Raw genomic sequence first — 22478 nt, 5'->3', positions numbered from 1 at the left:
TATGGCGAAACTTCATCGTCGTCCCTTCACTTCATGGTGCAGCTCAGCGTCACGCAAGACCCACGTTTGATCCATTGCCCTCGCAATTTCCTGGTCATGCGTGACAACAACTAAACACGCGCCGGCGCGGCTGGTCGCGGAAGCTAGATGTTCTAGAATTTGCAATCCAGTAGCAGTATCCAGCGCCCCTGTTGGTTCATCTGCCAACACCAGCCGTGGTGAACGGACAAGGGCGCGAGCTATAGCGACTCTCTGCTGTTCACCGCCAGATAGACTTTTAGGCCGTCTTTTTTCGAATCCTTCAAGGCCCACTGCGCGTAATTGTTCTGTCACAGCTACAGTGGTTTGCTTCTTGCTCATTGGTTTTCCATATGAACAAGGCAAGGCAACATTTTCGAACACGTTCAAGTGACCAATCAATGAGTAACTTTGGAATACAAAGCCAATGTCCTCATTGCGGCGGCGTGCCAACTCCGCATCGCTCAGTCCCGAAGTAGGTATACCCGACAGCAGTAGTTCGCCACCGGTAGGTTTTGACATCAAACCGAGCACTGAAAGTAGGCTGGTTTTTCCGCTTCCGGATTTCCCGAGTATCCCTACAGATTCTCCTTCGGAGACTACTCCCGAAGCTTCTCTGACCAGAAGTTTTTGAGACTCGCCGGTAAGGCGAATATCAATCTTACGTAGCTCCAAGGGAGCGCCCGTAGAGCTAATTGTCGATCCTTGGTCACTCATCGAAGATCTCAGGAGCTACAGCCATTACGCTGTCCCCTTCTTTCACTCCTTCGATGATCTCAATCATGCTTCCATCACTAATGCCCAGCTTGACGTCCCGTTTCTGCAGTTCATTGTCGTCGGAAATAATCGTTACTTGACCTGACTGCGCCGACCCGGAAACACTCTCAACGGGCAGCGTCAGTGTGTTCGCGCTAGAAGCGGTTTCAATGCCTAGCTTTGCTGGCAATCCCGGCATCGTGTTAACTTCTGGTTCTAATAAGCATACGAACTCCGGTAGACCTTGTTCCGCAGAGTCAGCATTCTCCAGTTCCGAGGCCAAAAACAAATCGCAGGTTTGGGCAGCAGGGCCCGATTCGATGTTTGCCTTGGCTTTGGTCGGGGTCGAATACAAACGATAAGCGTCCTCAACAGGAACTTGTACCTTGATGCCTAGTGTCCTTGCTTCAAATGCTCCAATTGGAAAATTGGGATGCGCCGTAGTCCCTGTTGGCACAGCAATGCTCAGGACTTTTCCATCGCTCGGTGACGTTATTTTGTCTCCGTCGATTTCAGCCAAGACCGCCCCTGCTTTGACTGTCTGCCCTTCTTTGACTTTCCACTCAATAGGGCCAGACTTCTCTGCGACTAGAGAGATCTCCGATTTGGTCTCCGTGTGCCCTGATACAGCGAGGACAGAGGTAATGTCCTGCTTCGAGACTTGGACTCTTGGAATTTGACCGTCGCCAGATGCCGGTACATCGCCTTCAGCATTGACGGAAGCCGAACATGCGGTGAGTAGAGAAATACCAAGAAGCACTATGGCCGTGCTTCGGATTGTCCTCACCACAGGTCACCTCTGCATGAAGATTGCATATCGGCTTTGATCCCCGAAGGATCTCCCAATTCAGCCTTCTCAATATTCTCCCGGATTACAGGTTGGAAGCTTTCAGCATCAAAATATTTGTTAAAAGCAGGCTGATCAAGGATTGACTTGTACATGTTCAGGGCGTTCGTCGCTAGCTTCTGATCTTTACCTTGATACTTAAGCCACTCGTGGCCCCACAAGCAGTTCCAGTCGATAATTGCGTCAGCCTCACCTGCACCGTTCTGCCACGTGACATCCGATTCTTTAACACCGTCTACAGTCGGCGTTTTTGGCGCATCTGGATAGGAGACACCCTCCGGCATGTCCAAAGATTGAATCGCTGAAGCATATTCTTTCTCCATCTGAGCCCTGTTCATGTTTCTCGGCTCATTGGAGCTTGGTTCCATGCTTGCTTCGCCGGAGCATCCACTTAAGAACAACATCGAAACGACACAAATTGTCGTAATTTTTAGTTTTTTATCCACTTTTGCAATCTCAGTTGATGGAGTAAAAGGCCAATTGCGGAGTTCTAGTAGAACTCCGCAATTACATGGGACCACTAGAAGTGCAAAGTACCCGTCCAAGAATTAGTGCAAGCTCCTGCAGACTTGTCCATGCTCGCACCCACGCGGAAGGAAGTGCCCTTTACATACCCATATCCCCGTTGGAAGGTTCCCCAGCGATTAGCAGATACAAATCCTTCCTTGTGATTAGCGATTTTCGTGTGGATACCAAGTACCATCCCCACGCCTCCCCGAGTACTATGAGCCGCCTTCGACAAGTACATTTGCGTCTGGTAAGGTTCCGCCATCTTCCGGTAAGTGGAGTAGACAGTGTAGCTACCGGTGCAGTTCACGGTGCCGCTGATGGAAGACGACGCGGCATTTGACGGTGAGACGCCCAGCCCGAGAGTGAACAAAAGTGCGCCAACAACGGCGAAGGCACGGATTCCCTTCATTGGATTCTCCTTAAATTAAATAAACCGACCGAGGAAAAACCTATACACTTTGACCTGAGTGTGCAAGTCAGAAGGAAACATTAACGCAACAAGTGTATTTATAGGGTCATGATTATTTAATTCAGGTAGGTTACAACTTGTCCATAACGATGCAGGGCAAGCCATCATAACGGGAAGAGAATTTCCCGATCGAAAATCTCGACCTCTGCTAACAAAATCATGAGCTTGGATGTTGAGAGATATAAGTACCGCATGAAGATCTAAACTTGTTCCGATTAGCGAACCTCAAAACGACCGCCGAAACTACTTAGGGTGTGGCACTAATAAAGAAATTGCTGCCACACCCTTTCGTCGCGCCATAAAGCTACTGTTTCTATTAGGCTCCGAAGAACTCGCGTGCCACCTTGGAGAGATACCAAGGGTCATCAACACCGCACATTTCACGTGCGGAGTGCATGGACAACAGGGCAACGCCGACGTCAATGGTTCGGATGCCCAGTCGAGTTGCAGTCAGCGGACCGATGGTCGATCCACAAGGGACCCGGTTGTTGGAGACAAACTCCTGGTATGGAACGCCAGCGCTTTCGCACCAGTTTGCGAAGGCCGCAGCGCCCACTGCGTCGGTGGCATAACGTTGGTTGGCGTTGATCTTTAGCAACGGTCCAGCATTCACCTGTGGGCGGTTAGCCGGGTCGTGGCGTTCTGGATAATTCGGGTGCACCGCGTGCCCCGCATCGGCCGAAAGGCATACCGAGTTAGCCAGCGCCCTGGCTTGGTCTTCCACCCCTGCACCCAGGGAAGCCTGAATACGGTTGATCAGTTCTTCAAGGAAGGGGCCACAAGCACCCGAGCGGGAGCTAGAACCCAACTCTTCATGGTCAAAGGCGGCCAACATAGCAATGTGCTGTCCCGAAGGCTTGCGTGAATGGTCGGTCAACGCGATGATCCCGGCATGCACCGAAGTCAGGTTATCCAGTCGGCCGCTGGCAAAGAAGTCTTTGCCATGACCAAAGACCTCGCCACGTTGAGCCTGCGCGGTGAGAATGTCGTAGCCAGCAACCTGGGCAGGATCCACGCCTGCAGATTCAGCCAGCACGGCCAAGATATCGGCGTTAGCCAAGTCGCCGGCGCCGAAGATCGGATTGGTGTGACTCTGCTTGTCTAGGGTCAGACCCTCATTAACCTGACGGTCTAGATGGATAGCCAACTGCGGAATGCGCAAGATCGGTTCAGTCTGGGCCAAGTGCTCGGTTCCATCCTTGAGGACCAGCCGTCCTGCAAGAACCAGCTCACGATCTAGCCACGAGTTCAGCAGCGGGCCACCATAGACCTCAACACCTGCCTGCCACCAGCCATTAGATCCGGTGGTCGGTTTTGGCTTGAGCTTAAAGCCTGGGGAGTCGGTATGTGCACCAAGAATGTGGAACCCGCTGGTGGCCGTTGCGGACTCTGGCTGTACCCACGCTATGATCGCACCGTCACGAACCACGTAGTAGGAGCCGGGGCCCAGATTCCAGGCCTCGGTTTCGTTCAGGCCGGTGAACCCGACAGCATCCAGTCGCTTAGCGGCCGTTGCCGCCGCGTGGTAACTGGAAGGTGAAGTTGCGACGTATTCGGCAAGGTCTGCAATGTGGGCCATTGCTGCGGCTTGTGCCATAGCTAGTTACTCACTTCTTTCTGTCATCGACTAACTGAAATCCAGGATGCGGTTCCCGCCTGAACAATCGGGGTACTCTCCAGCTTAGTAGCCCTGCACGCATTTACCGACGGACCAGTGCGTTCGGCTCCGAGTTCTATCACTTCAGACACCAGCGTCTGATGCTTGACTTGGAGCCTAGCCTCGGCAAAGCTGATCACAGACTGGAGACTACGAAAGCGAGAGCAACATGGCTACATCTGATCGAACCCCAGAGCCAAACAACTTCCCTTTGGAACCCGTAGGTGAGACCCCGTCTCATTCTGAAGAACGTCAGGTCACGCCCACTTCGTCGAAGGAATCTAAGGGTCAACGTCAGGCTCCAGCTACCAAGGAATCTCTTCCGGTCACCAAGCTTGGTCGCATTTGGACTGCCACAGTATTGGGGATCATCGTACTGATCTTACTGATCGTCTTTATTGCACAGAATCAAGATCAGGTTACCTTGCGCTACTTCGCTTACGAAGGAGAAGTGAACCTCGGTCTAGCTCTCTTTATCGCGGCTATTGGTGGTGCGCTTGTAGTAGCCATCGCCGGTGTAGCCCGCGTCATCCAGCTACGTGCAACGGCAAAGAAAAAGCGTAAGCTCAACAATGGCTAATAAGCGCAACGGCCGTCGGATAAGGAACTCTAGTTCCTTATCCGACGGCCGTTCTCATGTCCAGAACTTGCGATTCTACTAGTAGTCCAGTCCCTGGGAGGGAACTACCAATCCAGTTTCGTAGGCATAGACCACTGCCTGAACCCGGTCACGCAGATGCAGCTTGGTCAGAATCCTTCGCACGTGAGTTTTTACCGTGGCCTCTGACAGGAAGAAGCGATGCGCGATTTCTGCATTAGATAATCCTTCGGCGAGCGCCCGAAGCACTTCTTGTTCACGCGGCGTAAGGTCATCAAGCAATGGGTCTCGTGGAGTTTCCTGCTTTTGCTCCCTTGCTGCCTTGCCACCATTGCGCACGTAGGTTTCTAGTAGACGTGCTGTCACGCGAGGAGCCACCACTGCATCCCCGGAGGCTACCAAGCGAACTGCGTTGACCAATTCTTCGGGCGCTACGTCCTTGAGGAGAAACGCGCTGGCACCTGCCTGCAACCCGGAGAAGGCGTATTCGTCCAGATCAAAGGTCGTAAGAATGATGATCTTCGTATCGGGGTGTTCCTTGGCGATGCGTTCGGTCGCTTCGATGCCGTCCATTTTTGGCATGCGCACATCCATGAGCACCACGTCAGGCTTCAACGCTCCGGTTTGCATCAGTCCGTCTAAACCGTCTGCGGCCTCACCAACAATGACTACGTCGTCTTCACCTTCGAGAATCAGCCGGAATCCCATACGTAGCAGAGGCTGGTCATCGACCAGCAAGACTTTGATTTTCTCGTCCACGTCTATTCCTTCGCTGTCTTCTGCTTCTCGTTTTTCGTGCTGCCTTCGGGCAACTTAAGCACTGCCTTAACTATCCAACCGCCATTGGCCACCGGACCGGCCTCAACTGTGCCATCAAAGAGTGCTGCACGCTCTCGCATGCCACGTAGCCCTCGACCGCTACCAACGCTGGGGACCCTCGTGGCATCCCCGTTATCCATGACTTCCAGTCTCAGTTCATCACGTCGCTTCTCCAAACGCACCTGCACGTCAGTGACGTTACGTGCATAACGCAGGGAGTTCGTCAGGGATTCTTGGATCATTCGGAAGACCGTAAGTTGGAAGGTGGTGTCTTCTGGCAGGTCCCCACCGCTCTGGGTGAAAGTAATGGGAAGCCCCGCGGTACGGAACCCTTCCAGAAGTTGTTCGACATTTCCGCCAGTTGGTTGCGGTTCCAGCTCGCCAGTTTCGTTCTGTCGTAGCACACCGAGCATACGGCGCATATCGGACAGGGCTGCTCGTCCGGTGCCCGAGAGTTCGTTAAGCACTTCATCGGCTCGGGTCTGGTCGCGTTTTGCCACGACTCGTGCGCCCTCAGAAAGGGCAATCATGACCGACAGGGAGTGAGCAACAACGTCATGCATCTCTCGGGCAATACGGTTACGTTCCTGTACCTGAGCCAGACTTGCCACCTGACGCGCCCAGTGGTTAAGTTCGGCCTCGTGGATGCGTGAGTTCCGAACGATCAATCCCAGCACAGCTGCGGAGATATAGAATCCGATGATGAAACTTCCGACAACGCCGATGATCACTCGCTTGAAGATAGTTTCGTCCAGACCGTCGCTCGGATCTAGCTCCATGGTGCTCATATCTGGGAAGCCCATCAAGGCCATGAGCACGGTTTGAAAACAGCCAGCCAAAACAGCTAAAGGTATGGTCCGCTTGGCCGAATAGCTAGTTGCTACCGAGTACAAGGCGACCATCATGCCGCCACCACCCAGACCCCCTTGAGGGCCTGCGATGACCAGGGCGAGACATTCAAAGACGAAGACCAGAATTATGACGGTCATCGGCGCTTTTCGCCGATATAGCAAGGCAGCGCCGACGGCTAGAGTGACCACTAACAACCCGGTGGCATTGGAATCGGGCATAGCCGCAACCACTAATACGCTTGGCAGCGTCACCAATAAGTAGATGACAACTATCCCAACAACCACGAAGCGTGGGTGGGTGCGCAGATAACGGCGCAACCGACCCATTCGCTTGGCGGTCAGTTCATCAAAGGAAGCAACAGTCTCCTGCAGCGTGGGTTGGGTCATGATTCCAGTGTAGTTTTCTTGTACTTAGTCGATGATTACTTGATGTCGCGCTTGGCCAACAAGATTCCACCCGCGGTGAGCGGAAGAACTATCCACCCGGCAACACCCAGGAGTTGTTGCCACAACTCTAGATCGGTGGGAACGCTGAGCGGAGTAGCCAGTGACATACCCAGTTGATCCGGTAGGAATGCCGAGACATTCGACATCCAGTCGACGTAGGACCCAAAGATAGAGATGATGATCGGTAGAACGAAGAAGACTCCGGCCAGCACGGTGATGCCGCCAGCTGAGCTTCGTAACAAGACACCCAAGGCCAAACCGATCAGGGCTGCCATGATTACCGCCAAGGTCCCGTACCAAAGCACGGACTGGAACGAAGAACTGACAAATTCCAAAGTCATATTGTAATTTTCAGCAATCGGCTTCGAGACGATGAAAGCAATCAGGGTGGAGATCACTTGGATGACACCGGTGAGCACAACAGTCAAGATGGTCTTGGCCGTGAGAACTCGAAGTCGTTGAGGGCTGGCAAGGAAGGTACTGACCGCCGAACCTGTGGTGAATTCACCGCTGAAAAGCAAGACACCTAGTACGCCAAGTATTAGCTGATTAAAGACCAATCCTGAACCGAGTGTTTCACTGGCAAAGCCCGGATCAGACATGACCCCCATGCCTTCCATACCTTGCATCTGGCTTGGGTCGCCCATATTTTCAAGTAAGGAACCCACAGCCCAGGTCGCTCCGGCGGAGATGGCCACGTAGAGCACCACAGCAAGGGCAATCAGGATACCGGTGGACTTCAGCGCGAACATTCGAATAACTTCGCTGCGCAGTACCCCGAGCAGTGTGACTTTACCGCGTAGTGGAGTTTGAATCTGAGTAGTCATGGTTGTCTACTTCCCGCCGTTGTTCTCGGCAACAATGTTCGAGTGGTACTCCACAGCGTCTCGGGTTAGCTCCATGTAGGCATCTTCCAACGTGCGCTGTAGTGGACGCAGCTCGCTGAGCACAACACCGTTCTCCAAGGCACGACGTCCAATAATTTCAGATTCAGGACCCGTCACTTCCACAGTCCGCTCATCAATGCGGCGAAGTTGAATCCCTTGGCTGCCCAAGACATTTATCAATACTTCAATCTCGGAAGATTTCACGATGGTCTGTGCCAAACCGTTATCAATGAATTCACTGATGGGAGCGTCAGCCATAACTCGGCCTCTACCGATCACCACAAGATGATCCGCGGTTTGCGCCATTTCACTCATCAAGTGGGAGGAAATCAGCACCGTCTTGCCGAGAGCTGCCTGCTGTCGGGCTAGCTGGCGAACCCAAGCGACACCCTCTGGATCTAGTCCGTTCACCGGTTCGTCCAGGATCAACACCTGCGGATCACCCAAGAGGGCGGTGGCGATACCGAGTCTTTGGCCCATGCCTAGGGAGAAGCCACCAACCTTTTTGCGTCTGACCCCGGTCAGACCTGTCAGTTCCAAAACTTCTGCCACGCGTGATTTGGGCAGTCCTGCGGTGGCAGCGATAGAACGTAAGTGAGCGGAGGGAGTCAGTGACTTATGTACCGACTTTGCCTCAAGCAACGTCCCCACCTCGGTAATCGGATGCTGAGACTTTCTAAAATCTCGTCCGTTCACCAAGACCTGCCCACTGGTGGGCGTAGCCAAACCTACGATCATCCGCATGGTGGTGGACTTACCGGCGCCGTTGGGACCTAGAAAACCGGTGACTTGTCCGGGGTTAACTGTGAAGGACACCTGATCTACTACGGTTTTAGCACCGTAAGTTTTCGTCAACTGCTGAGCCTGAATCATATAAATAGCTTATGAAAATGGTCTGCCGATTGAACCGCTCACAGTGCTGATCTTCTTCTCCCTCCAAAGGGTGAGAGAACATCAGCAAAAATCACCAGGCATGCTCCATCCGGTGCATGCCCGAGTAAATTCCTACCTTGTGCGATTCCACTTCTTGATACCAAATTCGCGCTTGAGCATCGCTTTGGCACCAAGGAATCCGCCCATACCGTGAACAGACGGTCCAGGGGGCGCCGCAGAGGAAACCAGATATAAGCCCTTAGATTGCAGATACCAAGGGTCTAACGAAAAGCGTGGACGCTTGATGCTTCCCAGTAGGTCCATGGTTCCCCCGGAGAGATCCCCACCAACCAACGCGGAGTTCTGTCGCTCCAGTTCGTGGGCGTTAACCACGTGAGTTTCGCGAATGGTCTCGGAGAAACCAGGAGCCGCCCGCTGGATCATCGCTTGAATTTCTTGGCGCATATTCACGGATGAATTCAAAGGGACATGGCAGTAAGCCCAAATCACATGTTGCCCTGCAGGTGCACGAGAATCATCAAATTGTGTAGGCTGCGAAACAATCAAGAAGGGTTTTGCTGACCCCTTACGTGTTGCAGCACGTTCTGCTTTACCAACCTGCGCTGCGGTTCCGCCCAAGTGCACAGTACCTGCGGTGGCCAGTACCGGATCGGTCCAGGGCACAGGCTCAGAAAGCACGAAGTGCACCAAGCAACTACCCGGCGAACGTCTGGTCGCACTCATCGCACTGGAAAGTTGATCCGAAAGATGGCCGGCGCTGAGTTTGGCCGCTTCCTCCGCTGAGGTATCAAAAAGAATATTCTGAGCTGCAAGTTCATCGATGTGCTCAACCCGCACACCGGTATGAATTTGGGCTCCATGAGCAGTAGCTTGAGCTGCCAAGGCATCAGCAATGGCTTGCGAACCACCGCGAGGAATTGGCCATCCTTTGGCATGGGCAGTGGCAGCCAAGAACAATCCGGCTCCGGCATTGGCCGGGCCGCGAGAGCCGCCAGCCACGTGTGCGGCACAACCGGAATACAGTGCCGCGGCCCGCTCGTACTTGCTGGAGACCAAGTCTTTGAGCGCCATTCCGCCTAAGGCGCTAACTGCAAAGGTGCCCAGTGTCAGCGGATGAGTTGGAATCTTCAGCAATGGGTTCAGCAGAGTTTCGCTGAGCCCATCGATCTGTTCAACTAGCGGGGCAAGTAACTTCTGATAAGCCTTGCCGTCATCACCGCCGAGTTCTTGAACTGTCCGCTCTAAGTCTTTGTACGCATAGGCCGTGCGTTCATCGATTACATGAGCGAAGGAAAGTTCAGGAACAATGAAGTCCACTTGCTCGTGCACGCCTAGTTCACGCATGGCTTGAGACTCTAGGGCCATGGGATGCACCGCACTGCCCAAATCAAAGACTGCCTGTGAACCATCCAGTGACTGGGTTCGCGCGGCACCGCCAATAGTTTCATTAGCTTCGTATACCTGAACGTTCAGTCCAGCTCGAGCGGCTACCGCCGCAGCGGCCAAGCCGTTGGGTCCGGCTCCGATCACAGCGACGTCAATCATTGGCGACTCCCTGCCAATTCTTTGTCTTTCTTCGCTCCGGGCAACAACCCTCGCAGCGTAAATCTGTCTGGCACGCCAGCAAGTTCTCCGGCCAGCGGATCATCCTGTCCAACGGCTCGAATCGGATCCTTGCGTGGATCCATGATGGAACGGGCAACCAAATACATCAGGTAGCCAAGCATGATCATGTGGGCCGCTACCAGCAGAACATAGCCCACCTCTGGGAACGTCTTAATCGGATCTTTTGCAGAGAAGGAGTCCAGATAGTTCCACAGACCATAGAAGTGGGCGATTTCCACCGCCATCCAGATCACAAATTCTTTCCAGCGCGGCAGCGCCAAAACAAACAACGGAATCAACCACACAACAAATTGTGGTGAGTAGACCTTGTTGACCATGACGAAGGAAGCAATGATCAAAAAGGCCATGGATCCTAACCGTGGAGTCCTCTTGGCCAATAGGCCCATCAGCGCAACACCTGCACAGCACAGGAAGAACAGGACCAAGCCGTAACGCGAAATCTGTTCAGCCTCAAAAATTGGCATGCCAGGATTCTTAGCCGCGACAACATTCCAGGCGTGCCAGAAGCTAGAGAATCCGGCTCCACGCTCCGATGAGAAGTTGAAGAAATGCATAAATGAGTCTGGGAATGCCAGCGCATAAGGAAGATTCACCAATACACACGTGCCAGCAGCGGTACCAGCGGTGATCCAGAAGGTCCTGAACTTTCCTGTTCGAATGGCCAAGACCAATACGGCCCCGAGGATAAAGAAGGGGTAAATTTTCATCGCCGCACCCAACCCGATTAGCACTCCGGCCAAGACGATGTGTTTTCGGGCGAAGGCAAGGGTGCCGGCGGCTAGCAGCGCTACCGCCCACATGTCCCAGTTGATGCTGCCGGCCAGAATGATGCCCGGAGCAATCGCAATCATGGCCGCGTCCCACGGCCGTCGACCGGTCATTCGTACCGTGCAGATCACGGTGATCATCCACAAGATGGCGACTAATACGAGGTTTAGGTCGAAATATAGTAACGAACGGTTTGCTACCGATTCGGGAACAACCGATGCTACAGCTGAAGCCACCGTGCTCATCAGCACCGGATACTCAAATTCTGCTCCGGCACTAAACGGAGCCCACGGATTATCGGCAAAACCACGCGCACTAAACAGTGGCACCCAGTCGCTGTAACAGGCATAGACGTAGGGATTATTGCCGCCCCAGCCGTTGACGCGACAGGGATTCTTTGCCAGCAACATCAACAATGCGCCCACGGTGGTCATCAAAATAATGACCCGCTCCACGCTAAAGAACCCCGGATCTATCCGGCCGGGATCACTGCGGCGTCCCAAAGGGCCACCGATCACAGCGGTGAACTGTCGTAGAAAGCCGTCGGCCCGTGATGGCACGGTGATCCGCAGAGGTCCCCGCGTGGGTGGTGACTGGTTTGGCTCGCGCATACTCTCCAGCCTAAATGTTTTGTTCTTGCTCACGGCGTTGAACACCAAGATTTCATCGATGCTCCTGTAAAGGCTGGACAGCTAAGCATCGATGAAACGACCGTAAAACCTACGAAAAACGCTTGCTGACCTCACTTTCAGCAAATATGCAGGTGATTACACCGTGACTTCACCCTTCGTTTACCTAAATACTCCCGGCTAGTTACGTAAGGCCCATAGCGTCATCTTTGTGAACGAAACCAACCAGCCAAGTGCCATGGCGATCATCCCCGCCCGGGGAGGATCAAAAGGTATCCGGCTTAAAAATCTGCGCGAGATCGGCGGCAAGTCGCTGCTCGGTCGAGCCATTGAATCAGCCTTGGCTGCGACGACTGTCAGCGACGTCGTAGTCAGCACCGATCATGATCAGATCAAAGCCGAAGCACTACGTTACGGGGCACGAGTTGTTGACCGACCGGCAGATCTCGCCGGGGATACGGCCAGCAGCGAATCGGTCCTCGAGCATGTTTTGGCCAACACCGCACAGAAGCCAGCGGTGACACTCTTCATCCAGTGCACCAGCCCGTTTATCGACCCGGCAGACCTGGACGCCGCGATCACCGCGGTAACTTCTGGGCGAGCTGAGGTGAGCTTCGCTGCCGTATCTGATCACGGATTCCATTGGGGACTCGATGATCAAGGAGAGGCAGTGGCCATCGGGCATGAAAAGCTTCACCGCCCACGCCGCCAAGATCGCGAACCTCGTTTCCGTGAAACCGGAGCGTTTTACGCGATGGACACCGCAGGGTTCCTTGAAGCCAGGCATCGTTTCTTCGGTCGAGTTCGGGTCCATGAGGTGCCAGCAGAACACGGAATCGACATTGATACCGAGGCCGATCTGCAACTCGCTGCACTCACCGTGTGCGATGAGCTAGCTCCAATTGAGGTGGACGCGGTCATCACCGATTTTGATGGCGTACACACCCCGGACACCGCTTATGTGGATGAGCATGGCACCGAAACCGTGCGCGTCTCACGCTCCGATGGCATGGGAGTGGCACGACTTCGGGCGGCAGGAGTGAAGTTCCTGATCCTGTCCAAGGAAGCCAATCCAGTGGTTGCCGCCCGGGCAGCAAAGCTGAAAGTTGAAGTGGCACACGGTATCGAGAACAAAGCCGAATACCTGGCCCAGTGGTTGGCCGATGAATCGATCAACCCGGCACGTGTGGCCTATGTCGGCAACGACATCAATGACCTCGGTGCCATGAATCTTGTTGGCTGGCCCATTTCCGTGGCCGACGCTAACGACCAAGTGCACCACGCTGCACGCCACCGGCTGACCCGCAAGGGCGGCTATGGAGCGGTACGAGAACTCGCAGAGCTAGTAATCAGTGCCCGTTCCACCACAAATTCCCCAAGTTTCACCCAATGAAAGGCAATCTAATGACCTCCGTGAACACCGACATCAAGCCAGTTGCTATCGGCGAATCCCTGCTTGGCGCTGGCCAGCAGGTCTACGTCATCGGCGAAATCGGCATCAACCACAACGGTGACATCGAAATCGCAAAGCAGCTGATCGACGTTTCGGCTGAAGCCGGCGCCAACGCGGTGAAGTTCCAGAAGCGCACCCCGGAAATCTCCACCCCAACCGACATGCGTGACAAGATCCGTTCCACCCCATGGGGCGACATGACCTACCTGGACTACCGCTACCGCGTTGAGTTCGATCAGGCTCAGTACAAGGAGCTCATCTCTTACGCCGCGTCTAAGGGCCTGCACGCCTTCGCTTCCCCATGGGACGTTCCTTCGGTGGAATTCATGGAAGAGCAGGGTGCGGTCACCCACAAGGTAGCTTCCGCCTCGGTCACCGATATTGAGCTGCTCAAGGCACTGGCAGAAACCGGCAAGCCAATCATCCTCTCCACCGGCATGTCCACCATCGAGCAGATCGACAAGGCCGTGGAGACCCTGGGTACCTCCAAGCTGGTCATGATGCACGCAACCTCCACCTACCCATTGCCTCCAGAAGAAGCCAACCTGCGCATGATCGAAACCCTGCGCGACCGCTACCAGGTCCCAGTGGGCTACTCGGGCCACGAACGCGGCCTGCAGATCTCGCTAGCTGCTGTGGCACTGGGCGCCGTGACCGTAGAGCGTCACATCACCCTGGATCGCACCATGTGGGGTTCGGATCAGGCTTCGTCGCTGGAGCCAAAGGGCTTCGAGTCGCTGATCCGCGACATCCGCATCCTCGAGCAGGCCATGGGTGACGGCGTGAAGAAGGTCTTCCCAGGCGAGCTGGCACCGCTGAGCCGTCTGCGCCGCGTCGACGCATAAGTTCAGTTCACACCGTGATTTCTCGGCGGCCGAACCTTCACGGTCCGGCCGCCGAGTGTCATTAGTTTTCCCTTCATCGCCCCGCACCAAGCAAAGGAAGCCAGTCTCGTTATGACCAGCCCGATCCCTGGCCGCATCTCCGTGGTCATCCCGGCCTATAACCAGGAAGCGTACATTTGCGACGCACTGGCTTCCCTATCGAGGCAACAACTGGGCGACTGGGAGATGGAAGTGATCGTGGTCGACGATGCTTCCACCGACGCTACCGCCTCCCTCGTTCGGTCCTACATCGATCAAGTACCTGGGCTCAAACTGATTGAGCTCGAGCAAAACGTCGGGGTATCGGCCGCCCGCAATATCGCGCTGAAAGAACTCACCGGCGAGTTCTACACCTTCTTAGACCCAGATGACTGGTACGGCCCGCAGCACCTGGCCACCCTAGCCAATACCTTGCACAACTTGCACGTGGACTTTGTCCGCTGCGACCACGTGCGCGTCACCGGTACCGCCCGGGTGATGTTCCGTGCTCCGCAGGCGCTACGTGGCGTTGTACTTAATCCTGCCGACGACATCGAACCTATCGATTCACCTTCCATGGTGGATTACCCTTACTCGTGGGCCGGGATGTATCGCACCGAGCTAATGCAAAGCATCGGATGCTTCTACTTTGATGAGCAGCTGCAGTCTGCCGAGGATCGTCCGTGGATTTGGAAGCTACATTTGGACACCTCACGCTATGCGGTCATCTCCTCACCGAGCGTGTTTTACCGTCGGGGTCTGCCAAGTTCACTGAGCCAAGTTTTTGACGAACGTCAGCTCGGCTTCCTTCAGGCCTACAAGCAGGTACTCGCCGCGGTGCGCGAACACCCAGATTCTGCCCGCCATCTGCCTAAGGCTTTGCGCCAGTTTTTCGCGATCGTGTGCCACCATGAGAAGCGTTCGAAAAACTATCCACCGCAGGTGCGGCTGACGATCAAACAACAGTTGCGTGAAATCTTCAGCGACATCGATCATGGCGTTGCCCACCAAGTAGTCCTGGAAATGGATGTTGCCCGGCGCCGGCACATCCTTTCCTACCTCCAGCCTGGAAAGATCGGGGTGAGCAAGTGATCGCACTGATTGAAGCCAGCAGCTACTTCCAGCTCGCTTCTTTGGCCGCGATGGCCGACGCAGGACTGCTACCCGAGGCAGATGAGCACGTTTTGGTGCTAGTAAATGGCTCCCAGATTCCGGAACTGACGACTCCGTTGGATCAGGTTCCCGGCTTCACTAAACTGGCCGCCCGCTTTGACCGCGTGGTGGATTTCGCCGCGCTGCTGGCCCCGCGCCGGCCTTTCCAATTCAATCCACGTGAAGATGAGCTGCACATTTTTGAGCGCTTGCTGCGTCAAGCGTGGGACCTGGGTGATGGGCCATTGACCTTGGTTCTGGAATCGATCCAGGTCAACCCGGCCCGAGCGCTGGCCAGAATTTTCTTCGACGCCCAACTGTGGGTTCACTCGGATGGGCTAATGTCCTACGGTCCAACCCGGTCTAAGTTGGCGCTGTCGCTGCGTCAGCGCCTGATGGGTACCATCCATGTTGATTTGGTTCCCGGCCTGGCTCCTCACCTCTTGGCCGAATTCGAACCGGAACGCAAAGAACTGCACGCCCAGCAGTTGGCGCAGGTTTTCACTGAGCTGGCAGTAGACGCCCACTTTGATTTGCCTGCATCCTCCGCCCTGATCCTTGGCCAATATCTCGGATCACTAGGACTGATGGATTCGGAAGAGGAATTTGCTCTACACGTGCAAATGCTTCAGGAAGCTGTAAACCGTGGCATCACCTCGGTGTTGTTCAAGGCCCACCCTTCAGCCAGCGCCACCTCAGCGGCTCGCTTAGCTACGGTCGGCGCTGAAATGGGGCTAGATTTCCGACTACTAAAAACCGATCATCTAGCAGAAACAGTGATCGCTTCAGTACGACCTCAGGTGGTCATCTCGTGTTTCTCCACCGGTCTAGCCACTGCCCGATACATTCTTGATACCGAAGTCCACGCCGTGGGTACCGCCATGATGCTCCAGGCGTTGGCTCCCTATGAGAATTCGAATCGTATTCCGCTCTCGATCATTCATGCTCTGTTCGTTCAGGACATCCCAGCGCCGGCGCACCAAGAAGATACTGACCAGCTTTCGGAGTTACTCGCTGCCGTGGCCTATTGCATGCAACCTGCTCAACTACCACAATTGCGAGAAACAGCCGAAGAGTTTTTGACCGAGAACTACCTCGGATTCTCCGAGCACTTCAAACGTCGTCGCATTACCAAGTTGGATCTGCCCCCACGCTACGTGCATTTGGCTTCTTCCAAGCGCTCGCTACCCTCCAAGGTGCGCGGAGCCTCCCGCAAAGTTCTACGTAGGGGTTCGAAGAGGCTCGATAAATTGTCCAAATCCCTGGGCCGACTGGCAAAATGACCCTGACCATGATGAAACTAACCCAGCATGATACCCACGAAGTTCCGCGGCCTCGATTTGGCACGGCGCATGTGTGGGTTGAATCCCCTTTACAGTTGCTCTCTGCCGTCGAAACACATGCGGCAGGGCTACTCGGCACAGATATCCGGGTCGTGCCTCGATTAGGGATGCCGCTGGAAGCCACCACCCAAGCCTTGTTGGCACATGCCCCGGCCGGAGTTCACTTTGAACCGGCCGCACGAAAGCCACCGCACCCTAAGAGCTCTTCGGACCGATATGTCACCGGAGACGCATATTCCGGGAAGGTGCAACGCAGTCTGCTTGCTGGAGTCAAGGCCAAGGAAATCATCATTATCGATGACGGACTAGCCACCCTAGCCTTGATCAAACAGCTGGTCAGCGACACCCCCGTGCCACTGGTGCGCGCTCGAGCCAACAACTCAGCTGCCCGCAAAGCTATGGGGCTTGCCACCTGGCATCGTCTGCGTCAGCTAGCGCGTGAAGAGCGACTGTTGATTGTTTCGGCGCTTTTTGTGGATCCGCCAACACGTCAGAAGATGGACGCATTGGGCATCAAGTTTGCTCAGCACAAGTTCGAATGGCTCGCGACCCAACCGGTGGCGGAAAGTTTCACCGAACCAACTCTGCTAATCGGTTCAGCCATGGTTGCCGATCAACTCATTCACGAACGTCCCTACCTGCAGTGGATAGAACAGATTGCCGCCGAAGGCCCTGTTGCCTACTTCCCACATCGTCGTGAAATCCCTGAGCTGCTCGAAAAGATCTCAAAAATTGATCAAGTAGTGCTCAAAGAACACACGGTGCCCATTGAAATGCGACTACGGGTGCTCCGCCCAGGTCAAGAGATCCGTGCACTGCCATCCACCGTCATCCCGTCCCTGCGCTTGTTGTTGGGTTCCGATGCTCGCTTCCTCTACCCACAGGCTGTCCCGGAGCACTGGTGGACCGACGATACCGAACTCGCGCTTCGTGAGCACCTATCCAGTTCGTTGAAGGTGTGAAGCCACTAATGAAACCCTCAATTCTTGCTATTGCCGATTCAGATTCCTATCTGAAACTGGCGACAAGCTTCTTGCACCGTCTAGGCCCTGAATGGGACCGGAAGATTTATTTGGCGCGCACCCCGGTGATGCCCACAGAGCAACAAATTGCTGCAGCCTTCGAAGGAACTGATTTAGATCCCTCAGCGTTGACGGTCATTCAGCTTTCTGCGCTGAACGCCGACACTGTTGAGCAAGATGTTGTTTTTGCTTCGGCCACTGGTCCAGTCGTTGCTGAGATTTATTCTCGGATACTGCGTACCGAACCGGTCGCTGGCCGGCGTACTGCTTTGATTTCTGCGTTGCCCGGGGTCGCTTACCCTGCAACCAAGAAGGGGTGGAACTATCGTCGGGCTGGCGATGCTTTTATTTGCCATTCACATGCCGAAGCTCGCGATTTTTCCTACATGACGGAGCTACATGAGGGGCACCAGCCGACCATCATGGTCAGCAAGCTACCGTTTCTGAATTCCGCCGGCTTCCCTCCGGCCCAAGAGCGACAGATCAACCGACTGGTGTTTGCTCCGCAGGCCAAGGTGCCGGAAACTGAGCAACAGCGTGAATCGATCTTGTTGGCATTGGAAAAAGCCAGCCAGATGAATCCGGGTCTCGAGGTCCTAATCAAGCTTCGTGCCAAAGCAGGTGAACCACAGACTCACATGGAGAACTACCCTTATGACAGTCTGTTCGAGAACCTGCAGGCTCAGAAATTGATCAGCCCAGAATCAAAGATTCGCTTTGACACTGGTTCTATGAGTGAAGCGCTAGTTCCGGGCAGTGCCTTGCTCACCGTGTCGTCTACCGCGGCTTTGGAGTCTATTGATCGTGGATTACCGACCATGGTGCTCTCCGATTTTGGTGTCAGCACGCAGATGATCAATACCGTTTTTACTGCGTCGGGAATCATCGGGACTCTAGATGATGTTGTCGCCCAAAACTTTGGTGAGCCTAGCAAGGCGTGGCTGCGGGAAAACTACTTCCATCGCATGGACCGTAGCTTCATTCAGTCGCTCGAGGTCTTGGCCCAACGAGCACGTGCTGGCAAGTTACGCACTGACCCAGAGATTTTGGCTTTCATTCGTCGCCAGCCCCTGCGCCATCGGTTGCGGACAACCCTGCCAACGCCGTTGGTCAAGGTCCTGTTAAAGATTCGTCGTGGCTTTCAGAAGTCTCACGGCAGTAGGGCTAGAACCCTGTCATAGGTAATTGCTTGTTTACACATGACATACGATATTACTTAGACTCAAGGTAATAGTCATGAGTAATAACTATTTTGCTCTTATACACCTTTGTGACCCGCAGATGCACGTTAGCGTCAACAAACAAGTATTTGGCTGTTCTGTGGGAAAGAATCCAACGTAAAGTTTCGCTGATTGGGAATGTTTTGGACCTTCTTCAGCTTATGAACATCAGGGGCTAGTGCGAAGGTCTTCCTTTGGCGCGCCCAGAAGTCCCAAATACGAATACATCTCAATGAGGAGCTCATGTGTCAGCAAACCCGATCCGCGTCGCCATTGTCGGCGTAGGTAACTGCGCCACTTCACTGATCCAAGGCGTCGAGTACTACCGAGATGCGGATGCAGATTCCACAGTGCCTGGTCTTATGCACGTGCAGTTCGGCCAGTACCACGTCGGCGACGTTCAGTTCGTTGCTGCCTTTGACGTTGATGCCAAGAAGGTTGGCCTAGATCTTTCAGAAGCAATCTTGGCCAGTGAAAACAACACGATCAAGATCGCCGACGTTCCAAGCACCGGTGTGAAAGTTCAGCGTGGCCACACCCTCGACGGCCTCGGAAAGTACTACCGCGAGACCATCGAAGAGTCAGCCGCTGAACCTGTAGACATTGTTCAGCAGCTGAAAGACAACAAGGTAGACGTGCTGGTTTGCTATCTGCCGGTTGGTTCCGAGCAGGCCGCCAAGTATTACGCACAGTGCGCTATTGATGCAGGAGTCGCATTCGTTAATGCCCTGCCAGTTTTCATCGCAGGCACCCCAGAATGGGCACAGAAGTTCACTGACGCCGGCGTTCCGATCGTTGGCGACGATATCAAAAGCCAGATCGGCGCTACTATCACCCACCGTGTGATGGCGAAATTATTCGAAGACCGCGGTGTCGTGCTCGATCGCACCTACCAGCTGAACGTTGGCGGCAATATGGACTTCAAGAACATGCTTGAGCGCGATCGTCTGGAATCAAAAAAGATCTCCAAAACTCAAGCGGTGACCTCAAACACCTCAGCTGCCTTGGGTGCTGATGACGTTCATATTGGCCCCAGCGACTATGTCGCCTGGCTAGATGACCGGAAGTGGGCCTTTGTGCGCTTGGAGGGACGCAACTTCGGTGATGCTCCGGTGAATCTGGAGTACAAACTTGAGGTATGGGACTCACCAAACTCTGCAGGTGTCATCATCGACGCTGTACGTGCCGCGAAGATCGCACTTGATCGTGGCATCGGTGGCCCGATCTTGTCTGCCTCGAGCTACTTCATGAAGTCTCCACCTGAGCAGTACGACGATGAGACCGCGCGCAACAAGGTTGAAGCTTTCATTCGCGGAGACCTCGAGCGCTAAACGCTCTGCTGTCAAAATAACCCTAGACGCGGAGAAGCCCGCCGGCTTGCAGGCTGGCGGGCCTCTTGGCGTTAATATGCGAGTTCATACTGAGTACCTCTTATTCAATTGATGGACAACGGTAATGGCGTTGTCTCGGATCAGCGAATACGCAGGTACATCTCTACCGGCACGTGGTTCTTCAGTTCATGCTCTCGCAGGCGACGGTTGAATTCGGTGCTGTCGAGGTTTTTCAACTTACGACTTGATTGACGCTTTTTCATTTGCTTTCACTCCCTTCGCAGACGTTCGAAGGGGTGGGAAGATCTTGTCGCGTAGTGGAGATGGCGCGAGCTTTCAGGCTTTCGGGACCAGCGAAGATTAGTTCCGAGGTACGAACTGCCTGTTGGGCGGATGAGGAAAACAGAAGGCTAGACATGAAAAAGTTCCTAAGGGTGGGAGTCGATTACTGACTTTCAACCTCAGGAACTTAGGTGGGGATCACCGTAGGCTAGAAATCCACTGTTCCGGAGGTTGGAGAGACAACGCCGAGATTGCCGGCTGACATAAAGCCGCCGCCAGTTCGCGATGCGCGATGAGTTGAAATATCTCGATTGATATTCATCGTTTCTCCACCTCCTAAAATCTCTTGATGGCCAGCCATGAGTAGTCATGGGGCCCGCTAATAAGTTTTATCGATCCGCAAGTCTCATTGAGACTTCCCAATCACAGTCTTTAGTTTACATGGAAAGCTCAGGCCGCGCCACTGATTACCGCAAAAAGTTTAAGAACTTTTTTCGAGCACGAAAAAGCACCCGGTCCATGCGGATGCCGGGTGCTATTCGTGCTTCGAGACTTGTCAGGCGTTACTCTTCGGTAGCAGCTTCTTGAGACTCAGGCTGCTCACTCCACCAAGCTTTCAGTTGCTCAACAGCAGCTTGTTCACCCAGCGGACCCTCGTCCAGACGCAGCTCGAGCAAGAACTTGTAGGCACGGCCAACCACCGGGCCTGGCTTGATCCCCAGAATGCCCATGATCTGCTGGCCATCCAAATCTGGACGAAGCGACTGCAGTTCCTCTTGCTCAGCTATCTGCGCAATACGTGCCTCAAGATCATCATAGGCAAAGGCAAGCCGATCCGACTTCTTGCGATTGCGCGTGGTGACATCCGAACGCGTCAGACGGTGCAAATACTCCAGCAGATCTCCTGCGTCGGTGACATAGCGGCGCACAGCAGAGTCCGACCACCCGGCTTCGCCATAGCCATAAAAGCGCATGTGCAGCTCAACCAGGCGAGCCACAGCCTTTGTAGTGTCCTTATCAAAGCGCAGAGCACGCATGCGTGCCTTGACCATTTTGGAACCTACAACGTCGTGGTGGCGAAAAGACACCGCGCCATTGGGTTCAAATTTGCGGGTGGCGGGCTTGCCAATGTCATGCATCAACGCGGCAAAGCGCAGAATGAAGCTAGGACCTGGGACCGGGCCGTCTTGATCGGTTTCCATCGCGGCGGCCTGCTCCAGCACGGTCAACGAGTGCTGGTACACATCCTTGTGGCGATGGTGCTCGTCAATTTCCAGGCGTAACGCTGAAACTTCGGGCAATACCTTATCGGCCAGACCGGTCTCAACTAACAAGTTGATACCCGCCCGCGGATCCGCTCCGTTGATGAGCTTCACCAGTTCATCACGCACACGTTCAGCAGAAATGATCTCGATACGATCGGTCATTTCGCTCATTGCCTGGCGAACTTCTGGACTGACTTCGATCTGCAGTTGGGAGGCAAAACGAGCAGCACGCATCATGCGTAGCGGATCATCCGAGAAGGAAATATCAGGAGCACCCGGAGTACGGATCGACTGATCGGTCAATGAGGCGACCCCATCAAAAGGATCCACAAGCTCAAGCTCAGGCAAACGCAACGCCATCGAGTTCATGGTGAAATCGCGGCGGAACAGATCATCGCGGAGGTTATCGCCAAAGGCAACAATCGGCTTACGCGACTGGCTGTCATAGGCATCAGCACGATAGGTGGTCACTTCTAAAGTGTGTTCACCTTTTTTGAATGCGATCGTGCCGAACTCTCGACCTACATCCCAGACATTGTCGGCCCAGCCAGAGATCACCTTGATGGTTTCTTCGGGGCGCGCACTAGTAGTGAAGTCTAGGTCTGGGGAAACCCGACCCAAGTAGAGATCTCGGACCGGTCCACCCACCAAAGACAACTCGTGGCCCGCCGACACAAAACGGTCAGCCAGATCGAAAATGACCGCGGGCAGAATTTGACGCAATACGTCAGGTGAGGGAAGTGCATGCATAGTTACTTAAGCGTGCCAGAA

Annotated in this window: 21 protein-coding genes; 8 read left to right on the top strand and 13 right to left on the bottom strand. The window is 54.4% G+C overall.

Going from position 1 to position 22478, the window contains the following annotated elements:
* Positions 1-12: 12 nt before the first annotated feature.
* From FJV47_RS05035 to FJV47_RS05015, 5 genes are all read right to left on the bottom strand, one after another.
* The gene (locus tag FJV47_RS05035) at positions 13-735 is read right to left on the bottom strand and encodes an ABC transporter ATP-binding protein (RefSeq protein ID WP_159610638.1); all 723 of its coding nucleotides are present in this window, start codon (positions 733-735) and stop codon (positions 13-15) included.
* Entirely contained in the window at positions 728-1534 is an 807-nt protein-coding gene (locus tag FJV47_RS05030) for an efflux RND transporter periplasmic adaptor subunit (RefSeq protein ID WP_159610636.1), read from the bottom strand. The genes FJV47_RS05035 and FJV47_RS05030 overlap by 8 nt, the downstream gene beginning before the upstream one ends.
* A 23-nt stretch (positions 1535-1557) precedes the next feature.
* A complete protein-coding gene (locus tag FJV47_RS05025) occupies positions 1558-2067 on the bottom strand; it encodes a hypothetical protein (RefSeq protein WP_159610634.1) in 510 nt (169 codons plus the stop codon).
* A gap of 74 nt (positions 2068-2141) precedes the next feature.
* A complete protein-coding gene (locus FJV47_RS05020) occupies positions 2142-2540 on the bottom strand; it encodes a hypothetical protein (protein WP_159610632.1) in 399 nt (132 codons plus the stop codon).
* A gap of 376 nt (positions 2541-2916) precedes the next feature.
* Positions 2917-4197, bottom strand: coding sequence for a M18 family aminopeptidase (locus tag FJV47_RS05015; RefSeq protein ID WP_159610630.1), 1281 nt, complete (start codon positions 4195-4197; stop codon positions 2917-2919).
* Between the two features lie 229 nt (positions 4198-4426).
* On the opposite strand from FJV47_RS05015, the gene FJV47_RS05010 reads away from it, so the two are divergent.
* A complete protein-coding gene (locus tag FJV47_RS05010; protein ID WP_159610628.1) occupies positions 4427-4837 on the top strand; it encodes a lipopolysaccharide assembly LapA domain-containing protein in 411 nt (136 codons plus the stop codon).
* A 78-nt stretch (positions 4838-4915) separates the two neighbouring features.
* Here FJV47_RS05010 and FJV47_RS05005 read toward each other — a convergent pair whose 3' ends face one another.
* From FJV47_RS05005 to FJV47_RS04980, 6 genes are all read right to left on the bottom strand, one after another.
* A complete protein-coding gene (locus FJV47_RS05005; protein ID WP_159610955.1) occupies positions 4916-5620 on the bottom strand; it encodes a response regulator transcription factor in 705 nt (234 codons plus the stop codon).
* Positions 5617-6912, bottom strand: a complete 1296-nt coding sequence (locus tag FJV47_RS05000; protein WP_159610626.1) for a sensor histidine kinase — start codon at positions 6910-6912, stop codon at positions 5617-5619. Before FJV47_RS05000 ends, FJV47_RS05005 begins: the two co-directional genes overlap by 4 nt.
* A 35-nt stretch (positions 6913-6947) precedes the next feature.
* Positions 6948-7799, bottom strand: coding sequence for an ABC transporter permease (locus FJV47_RS04995; RefSeq protein ID WP_159610624.1), 852 nt, complete (start codon positions 7797-7799; stop codon positions 6948-6950).
* Positions 7800-7805: 6 nt separating this feature from the next.
* Entirely contained in the window at positions 7806-8732 is a 927-nt protein-coding gene (locus tag FJV47_RS04990) for an ABC transporter ATP-binding protein (protein WP_159610622.1), read from the bottom strand.
* A gap of 132 nt (positions 8733-8864) precedes the next feature.
* Positions 8865-10298 carry an NAD(P)/FAD-dependent oxidoreductase gene (locus tag FJV47_RS04985; RefSeq protein ID WP_159610620.1) on the bottom strand — a complete coding sequence of 478 codons (1434 nt, stop codon included), beginning with the start codon at positions 10296-10298 and terminating at the stop codon, positions 8865-8867.
* Positions 10295-11758, bottom strand: a complete 1464-nt coding sequence (locus tag FJV47_RS04980) for a glycosyltransferase family 87 protein (protein WP_159610618.1) — start codon at positions 11756-11758, stop codon at positions 10295-10297. Before FJV47_RS04980 ends, FJV47_RS04985 begins: the two co-directional genes overlap by 4 nt.
* A 229-nt stretch (positions 11759-11987) precedes the next feature.
* On the opposite strand from FJV47_RS04980, the gene FJV47_RS04975 reads away from it, so the two are divergent.
* The 7 genes from FJV47_RS04975 to FJV47_RS04945 all read left to right on the top strand — a co-directional run bounded on the left by FJV47_RS04975 (position 11988) and on the right by FJV47_RS04945 (position 20160).
* On the top strand, positions 11988-13169 hold the full coding sequence (locus tag FJV47_RS04975; RefSeq protein WP_159610616.1) for an acylneuraminate cytidylyltransferase: 1182 nt from the start codon (positions 11988-11990) through the stop codon (positions 13167-13169).
* A gap of 11 nt (positions 13170-13180) precedes the next feature.
* Positions 13181-14074, top strand: a complete 894-nt coding sequence (locus FJV47_RS04970; protein WP_159610614.1) for an N-acetylneuraminate synthase family protein — start codon at positions 13181-13183, stop codon at positions 14072-14074.
* A 111-nt stretch (positions 14075-14185) separates the two neighbouring features.
* Positions 14186-15184: a glycosyltransferase family 2 protein gene (locus tag FJV47_RS04965; RefSeq protein ID WP_159610612.1), complete on the top strand. Its 999-nt coding sequence runs from the start codon at positions 14186-14188 to the stop codon at positions 15182-15184.
* The gene (locus FJV47_RS04960; protein ID WP_159610610.1) at positions 15181-16527 is read left to right on the top strand and encodes a polysialyltransferase family glycosyltransferase; all 1347 of its coding nucleotides are present in this window, start codon (positions 15181-15183) and stop codon (positions 16525-16527) included. The genes FJV47_RS04965 and FJV47_RS04960 overlap by 4 nt, the downstream gene beginning before the upstream one ends.
* Positions 16528-16535: 8 nt before the next feature.
* A complete protein-coding gene (locus FJV47_RS04955; RefSeq protein ID WP_235026345.1) occupies positions 16536-17549 on the top strand; it encodes a hypothetical protein in 1014 nt (337 codons plus the stop codon).
* Positions 17550-17557: 8 nt separating this feature from the next.
* A complete protein-coding gene (locus FJV47_RS04950; protein ID WP_235026344.1) occupies positions 17558-18790 on the top strand; it encodes a DUF6716 putative glycosyltransferase in 1233 nt (410 codons plus the stop codon).
* A gap of 284 nt (positions 18791-19074) precedes the next feature.
* Positions 19075-20160 (top strand): inositol-3-phosphate synthase, encoded by a 1086-nt coding sequence (locus tag FJV47_RS04945; RefSeq protein ID WP_159610604.1) that lies wholly within the window; start codon positions 19075-19077, stop codon positions 20158-20160.
* Positions 20161-20300: 140 nt separating this feature from the next.
* Here FJV47_RS04945 and FJV47_RS16675 read toward each other — a convergent pair whose 3' ends face one another.
* Positions 20301-20423 carry a hypothetical protein gene (locus tag FJV47_RS16675; RefSeq protein WP_255474742.1) on the bottom strand — a complete coding sequence of 41 codons (123 nt, stop codon included), beginning with the start codon at positions 20421-20423 and terminating at the stop codon, positions 20301-20303.
* A 582-nt stretch (positions 20424-21005) separates the two neighbouring features.
* Complete coding sequence (locus tag FJV47_RS04940) at positions 21006-22457, bottom strand: CCA tRNA nucleotidyltransferase (protein ID WP_159610602.1); 1452 nt, start codon at positions 22455-22457, stop codon at positions 21006-21008.
* Between the last annotated feature and the right edge of the window lie 21 nt (positions 22458-22478).

It is taken from the genome of Glutamicibacter sp. JC586 (assembly GCF_009805585.1).
Lineage (GTDB): Bacteria > Actinomycetota > Actinomycetes > Actinomycetales > Micrococcaceae > Glutamicibacter.
This window is presented reverse-complemented; position numbering and strand designations above follow the sequence as displayed.